This window comes from Neisseria iguanae (genome assembly GCF_003013245.1).
Lineage (GTDB): Bacteria > Pseudomonadota > Gammaproteobacteria > Burkholderiales > Neisseriaceae > Neisseria > Neisseria iguanae.
In genome coordinates, this window is sequence record NZ_PXYY01000131.1 from 1 (window position 1) to 4,748 (window position 4,748).

Sequence of the window (4,748 nt, forward strand, 5' to 3'; positions counted from 1 at the left end):
GGGACGTCGCAGCGGTGTAAAAAAACTTACGTCTTGGCTGCAGGTCAAGAGTTGAATTTGGGAGCCGCTGCTGAAGCTGTAAAATAAGGAATATAGAAAATGGCAACTGTTAAAATGAAGCCGACTTTTACTGCGGCTGCCTTTATGACGAATAATTGTCAGGAAGCCTTAGTGCACAGCTTGTTCTGTGGCGCAAACGGCAGTTGTTGCCCTCGATGCCTTCCGTATGCCGCTTCCGCAATCAACCAAACCTTGTTGGCTGTCTTGCCGACAAAGGTATGAAATTCGCCGATTTCCAATATGGCGTAATGTTTTGCCCGGGACGGCTTTCGTGATTGCTTCACTGCCATGCGGCCCGGTTGAAACCGGTAACGGCACAGATGCTGCGTATGCCGCGGCAACGTACCGTCATGAAGCAGGCGAGTTTGTCCGTTTGGGAACGGCAACCCTGGTAGGTAAGATTGCGGTTGCCGGCAAATTTGTCGTTTGCACTGTTTGCAACGTCAGTTCTGTTTGCCGTAGTTTTTGAAGCCGTTTTTCGTTATGCTTGTACTGTGGCAGTCAGGCGGTTGGGGGTAGTCTGGGTTTTCATACATCACAGGTTGCGCTTTTTTCTATGGCCGTCCGTTTTTTGAGGCATCATTTTTTCAGGACACAACCGTTCTATTTACACTTGAAGGCAACGGAATTTTGCGTTAATTATCGCAAAGAGAATTTGTATCAGTGCTTGCTGGAAATGCTACGAAATAGGCTATTGGAATAAATTTCCTTCCTGAGCCTCTAAAGTAATATAGTGTATGATAAGGTTTCCGGCGGTTTTTATCAGCCCTAATGTCTAATAGGCCTGATTTCACTATGGAAGGCCGTCTGAAAGCATGGATTTTTCAGACGGCCTGTGTTTCAATCAGAAAAAATTATTTTTCCAATTCAAAGGCTTTGTGTAGAACGCGGGCAGCCAGTTCCATGTATTTCTCATCAATCAATACCGAAACTTTGATTTCAGAAGTTGAAATCATTTGGATGTTGATGCTTTCTTCAGCCAAGGTACGGAAGATTTTTGCTGCCACGCCCACGTGCGAACGCATGCCCATGCCGACTACGGAAACTTTGCATACGGTGTCGTCACCATCGATATCCGCTGCGCCGATGCTGTCCTTCAAGTCGTTTAACAGGCTCAGTGTGGCTTTGTAATCGCCGCGCGGAACGGTAAACGAGAAGTCGGTGGTGCCCTCCGAGCCGACATTTTGGATAATCATGTCGACCTCGATGTTGGCATCGGCTACTGCGCCCAAGATTTGGTAGGCGACGCCCGGTTTGTCAGGTACGCCGCGCACGTTGATACGGGCTTGGTTTTTATCGGTGGCGATACCGGTTACGGCAGCTCTTTCCATGTTGTCGTCCTCTTCAAAGGTAATTAAAGTGCCGTTGCTGCCGTCTTGCAGGCTGCTTAATACGCGCAGGCGTACTTTGTATTTTCCGGCGAATTCTACGGAACGGATTTGTAGGACTTTCGAACCAAGGCTTGCCAGTTCCAGCATTTCTTCGAAAGTAATGGTATCCAAGCGGTGCGCTTCGGGCACCATGCGCGGGTCGGTGGTGTAGACGCCGTCGACGTCAGTGTAAATCTGGCATTCGTCGGCATTCAGCGCCGCGGCCAAAGCCACAGCGGAGGTGTCCGAACCACCGCGGCCCAAGGTGGCAATGTCGCCTTCGCTGCTGATGCCTTGGAAACCGGCTACAATCACCACGCGGCCGGCAGCTAAGTCGGCACGCATTTTTTTATCGTCGATGCTTTCGATGCGGGCTTTGGTGTGGGCGGTGTCGGTTTTCAACGCTACTTGCCAGCCGGTGTAGCTTTTGGCCGCCACGCCGATATTTTTTAAGGCCATGGCCAATAAGCCGATGGTTACTTGTTCGCCAGTGGACAAGACGACGTCCAACTCGCGCGGGTCGGGCGTATCTTGCATTTCGTGTGCCAAGGCAACCAAGCGGTTGGTTTCGCCGCTCATGGCCGATACCACCACGACAACGTCGTGGCCTTCGGCGCGGGCTTTGGCTACACGGTTGGCTACGTTTTTAATGCGTTCGGCGGAACCGACTGAGGTGCCGCCGTATTTTTGTACGATTAACGCCATTTTTTCGTGCTTTCTTTGGGAGTTGGGGCAGCGGTTTTGTTGCTGCGGTGGTGGGAAAAGTTTGGTTATTATTACTATTTTTTACATAAAATTCAAGGTTGCAGCCGGATTAATTCGGGTCTACGGCGTAACTGCTTGGGAAATGGGGCAGTTTCGTGACATTGTTGACAATATTACTGTTTGTTTTCGTGTGAATGATGGACTTGAACATAGCCTTCAAAAGTTAAAAGGCCGTCTGAAAATCATTTTTCAGACGGCCTTTGGTTTATTTTATTAAAGCTTTTTCAATCATGTTGACTGCCTGTTGCAAGCGCTGTTCATGCGGACCACTCAATACGGTAAATGCAATATGATTCCGGTTAAGGAAATCCTTGAATAAAGCCAATACTTTTTCCCGTTCTTGGGGTTTGTCGCGCAAGTCATCGGCCACCCACGGCACGTCAATATCGGTCAGGAAAACGGTATCGTAATGCGAGGCGATCGCAGCGGCTTCCAATTGCGGCGGACATTTGTCGAAATACAGACAGGCATACACCATTAATTCCCACAGACAGGTGTCACAAATGAGAACATCATGCGCAGTTTGTGCCAGCCGGTTTTCAGACTGCATCTGCCCCATGGCAATCGGCAGCAAATCTTCCCATCGGCAGGTTTGCTGCCATTCGTCCCACAAAATCTGGCAGTAGCCGCGCATGTATTCGGGCACCCAATGCGTTTGGAAATGTTCTGCCAAGGCTTTTGATAAAGTGGTTTTTCCCGTTGATTCCGGCCCGATTACGGCAACGCGGTGAATGTTGCCGCCTGTTTGGTTGAGATTTTTTTCCATGTTGCATAGCCGCTGATGGCAATGAGGGTGAAAATAACGTATTGGAACGCGCTGAAGGTCAGGCCTTTATAAAAATACAAAGGAACGGAAACGGTATCGGCGACTATCCATAAAATCCAGTGGGCGATTTTGCTTTCCGCCATCAGCCACATCGCCACCAAAAACAGCGCAGTGGTGAAAATGTCGGTGTAATCCATCCAGGTGAAATGGGTAAATCCGGCGCTGATGCCCTGCCAAGAAAAGCCGTTGTTGATGTAGGGCTTGAACCAGTAAACCGAACCGACAAACACCACGCTGAAGAGGATCAGTGCGATACAGGCGAACCAGTCCCTGCGTTCGAAAGGCGATATGCGGAATCCATCATCTTTCTGTTGCCGCTTCGCCCATTTTGCCCAACCGTACACGCTCAAAACCGTGTAATACGCGTTAATCAGCATATCGCCGAACAGGGTATACACCCACAACAGCCAGACAAATCCGGCTGTGCTGGCGATGCCGACCGGAAACCCCCACAAGCTGCCGCGGCGGATCAGCCATACGCTGGCCATGCCGAAGGCCACTGCCGCCAATTCTAAGATAATCAGCCAAGTATCCACGCCTTGGTATTGTGCAAAAAGCGAATTGAAAATATCCATTATTGATGTCTGAATCATGATGACTTTGAAAAATACACAGAAAGGCCGGCCGGAAGATATCGTTTTCAGACCGCTTTACTGCACGCTTAGGCCTGCAATGCGGTTTGCTGGTGCCGCACCAACTCGGCAATGCCTTTCTGACCCAAGGCAATCAGTTTGCCCAATTCGCCAATGCTGAAAGGCGCACCTTCGGCCGTACCTTGGATTTCGATGACTTTGCCCGAAGCAGTCATTACGATATTCACATCACTGTCGCAGCCCGAATCTTCAGGATAATCCAAGTCCAACAGCGGGACGCCGCCGACCATACCGACCGATACGGCGGCCACGGCTTCGGTAATCGGGTTTTCGGTAATCAGGCCGTCTGAAAGCAATTTGTTCACCGCCATTTGCAAGGCAACGAATGCGCCGGTAATCGAAGCCGTTCGCGTGCCGCCGTCGGCTTGAACCACATCGCAGTCAATCAGGATTTGGCGTTCGCCCAGTTTCTTCATATCGACCACCGCGCGCAGCGAGCGGCCGATTAAGCGTTGGATTTCCTGTGTGCGGCCGGATTGCTTGCCCGCAGTGGCCTCGCGGCGCATACGGGAAGCAGTGGAAGCGGGCAGCATGCCGTATTCCGCCGTTACCCAGCCTTGTTCTTTGCCGCGCAGAAACGGCGGTACGTTTTCGTCAATTGAGGCAGTGCAGATGACTTTGGTGTTGCCACATTCGATGAGCACCGAGCCGTCGGTGTGTGGCAGAAAATCCGGTGTGAGGCGGACGTCGCGCAGGCTGTCGGCGGCGCGGTTGGTGCGGATAGGGTGACTCATGAAACATTCCTTAATGAAAATACAGGGTGATTATAGCAGTTTCGGGATAGTGAAACTTACAGGCATCTGAGACCTTTGTAAAATCCTCATCTTTGGCACATTTCTTTGCAATGCGCTTCTCGAACACTGAGTTTATCTATGTGATATGTCTGCGCGTTCTGCGTTTACTTGCTTTGGAGTGTACCCAAAAAAGAGGCTTACTTAGACATTTGAGATGATAAAAACCGCCGGAAACCTTATCATACAGGCCTTTTGGCGGTTTTTTGCCAATGTTTATAAAAAGCGTCCTTTTTGCCATCAAAACAGCCCGGTGAAAAACCGCCGTAAAAACGGCAGGCAA

At 50.3% G+C, this 4,748-nt stretch carries 7 protein-coding genes; 1 reads left to right on the forward strand and 6 read right to left on the reverse strand.

All coding sequences use genetic code 11. The annotated features are described in order from the left end of the window. Nucleotides 1–158: 158 nt before the first annotated feature. Both C7N83_RS14365 and C7N83_RS13035 read right to left on the reverse strand, forming a co-directional pair. On the reverse strand, nt 159–350 hold the full coding sequence (locus C7N83_RS14365; RefSeq protein WP_146135165.1) for a hypothetical protein: 192 nt from the start codon (nt 348–350) through the stop codon (nt 159–161). A gap of 564 nt (nt 351–914) precedes the next feature. Then, nucleotides 915–2,135, reverse strand: a complete 1,221-nt coding sequence (locus tag C7N83_RS13035) for an aspartate kinase (RefSeq protein ID WP_106743160.1) — start codon at nt 2,133–2,135, stop codon at nt 915–917. A gap of 61 nt (nt 2,136–2,196) precedes the next feature. Here C7N83_RS13035 and C7N83_RS13040 point away from each other — a divergent pair, with 61 nt between their 5' ends. Then, on the forward strand, nt 2,197–2,412 hold the full coding sequence (locus C7N83_RS13040; RefSeq protein ID WP_146135166.1) for a hypothetical protein: 216 nt from the start codon (nt 2,197–2,199) through the stop codon (nt 2,410–2,412). Here C7N83_RS13040 and C7N83_RS13045 read toward each other — a convergent pair. The 4 genes from C7N83_RS13045 to C7N83_RS15410 form a co-directional block, all read right to left on the reverse strand. After that, nucleotides 2,401–2,961 (reverse strand): AAA family ATPase, encoded by a 561-nt coding sequence (locus C7N83_RS13045; protein WP_106743163.1) that lies wholly within the window; start codon nt 2,959–2,961, stop codon nt 2,401–2,403. The genes C7N83_RS13040 and C7N83_RS13045 overlap by 12 nt on opposite strands. After that, nucleotides 2,910–3,596, reverse strand: a complete 687-nt coding sequence (pnuC, locus tag C7N83_RS13050) for a nicotinamide riboside transporter PnuC (protein WP_211296667.1) — start codon at nt 3,594–3,596, stop codon at nt 2,910–2,912. Before pnuC ends, C7N83_RS13045 begins: the two co-directional genes overlap by 52 nt. 86 nt (nt 3,597–3,682) lie before the next feature. Then, nucleotides 3,683–4,408: a ribonuclease PH gene (rph, locus tag C7N83_RS13055; RefSeq protein WP_106743165.1), complete on the reverse strand. Its 726-nt coding sequence runs from the start codon at nt 4,406–4,408 to the stop codon at nt 3,683–3,685. A 136-nt stretch (nt 4,409–4,544) separates the two neighbouring features. Then, a partial coding sequence (locus tag C7N83_RS15410; RefSeq protein ID WP_211296668.1) for a hypothetical protein occupies nt 4,545–4,748 on the reverse strand: 204 nt, incomplete at its 5' end.